The following is a 1,534-nucleotide window of genomic DNA, read 5'->3' as shown; positions in this document are numbered from 1 at the left end:
ACGCGCGCTCGTCGGCCGCCGCCCTCGCACGCTCCGCCTCGGCGAGCCGCTGCTGCGCCTCCCGGACCTCGAGCGCTCGGGCCTGCGCGGCGCGGTCGGCCTCACGGGCGGCGCGCTGCACCTCCTCGGCGCGGCGCAGCTCGGGGACGAGCGTGGCGAGGCGCTCGCGGCGCGCAGAGCTCGGGGGCGCGCCGTCGTCGGCGTGCGCGGGCGAGACGGGGGCGATGCGACGGCTGCGGCCGTGGACCCGGCGCACGACCCGCTCGGCGTGCACGATCTGCCCGTTCGGCCCCTCGGCGACGGGTGCGAGCCCGCGCTCACGCAGCGCGGCGAGCAGCTCGCGCGTCGAGCCCTGCGAGCCCAGCACGGTGGGCGCGAGCCGGACGAGGCCGAGCGGCGCCAACCGGGGGTCCTCGACGAGGCCCGCGAGGAGCGCCGGGTCCTCGGCGCGCACGTAGCTGCTGATCGCGCCCGCGCGGAGACGGCCGTGCCGGCGGGCCGCGTCGCGCACGAGGTACTCGAGCGGCTGCGGCACCGGGCCGCGCGAGTGCGCGGCGAGGTCGGCGAGGAGCTCTTCGGCGGTCGTCCCGGCGTCGAGCGCGCCCCGCACGCTGTCGGGGGTGAAGCGCACCGTCAGGGCACCGCCGCGGGACTCGACGCGCGCGGCCCGCTCGACGAGCGCCTCGAGCGCGGGCGACGGGCGGCCCGGGACGACGCCCGTGAGGTCGGCCTGGAGCAGCATCTCGTCGACCGTGGACGCGAGGGCGCCCGCGAGCGCGTCGGCGACGGTGTCGGCGACGGGGCCTGCGCGCCGCTCGAGCACGAGGCCCGGGGCGCCGTCCGAGCCGGTGACCGCGGTCAGCAGCGCACGGCCCGCCGGTGCGAGGGCCCCCGCGGCGACGACACCGAGCAGCGTCGCCTCGCGGAGCGTCGCGGCGACGGCGTGCTCGGGCGGGACGCTGCGGGGCGTGCGCCACGTGAGCTGGTCGAGGACCTGCGCCGCGTCCAGCGCGACCCCGGGCGGGACGTCGGCGAGCACCCCGAGCACCGAGCGCCGCAGCCGGGGGGCCCACGGCCGCACGAGCTCGGGGTCCAGCGCGGCGCGGACGATCCCGCGGTCGTCCCGGGTCCCGACGAGCCACGCCGCCCGCGCGGTCGCGAGCCATGTGCGGGCGAGCGTCGACCAGCGCGTCGGCAGCTCCGCGGCGAGCCACTCGTCGACCGCGGCGGTCGGCGCGAACGACGGGGTCTCCTCCTCGTCGTCGACCACGAGGCCCGCGGCGCCGGCGAGCTCGACGACGAGCGCGGCCTCGGTGTCGTCGACCTCGAGCCGCCCGGCGACCCGGCGCAGCTCCCGCACGCCGAGCCCACCGGCGCGCAGCACGGGGGCCGGCTCGAGCTCCCAGGCGCGCACGAGCCCGGCGACGAGGCGCACGACCTGCTCGGCGGCGCGGCCCGACTCGGCGGCGACGACCTCCGGACTGAGCGGTGCGCCGCGTGACGCCCGCGAGGCGCGGTCGGCGACCGCCGTGCC

At 80.5% G+C, this 1,534-nt stretch carries 1 protein-coding gene; it reads right to left on the bottom strand.

The features are described 5' to 3' along the window. Positions 1 to 1,534, bottom strand: a 1,534-nt coding sequence (locus tag AB6N24_RS23050) for a helicase-associated domain-containing protein (RefSeq protein WP_412871687.1), incomplete at both ends; no start/stop codon positions are given.

It is taken from the genome of Cellulomonas jepli (genome assembly GCF_047229345.1).
Lineage (GTDB): Bacteria > Actinomycetota > Actinomycetes > Actinomycetales > Cellulomonadaceae > Cellulomonas_A.
This window is presented reverse-complemented; position numbering and strand designations above follow the sequence as displayed.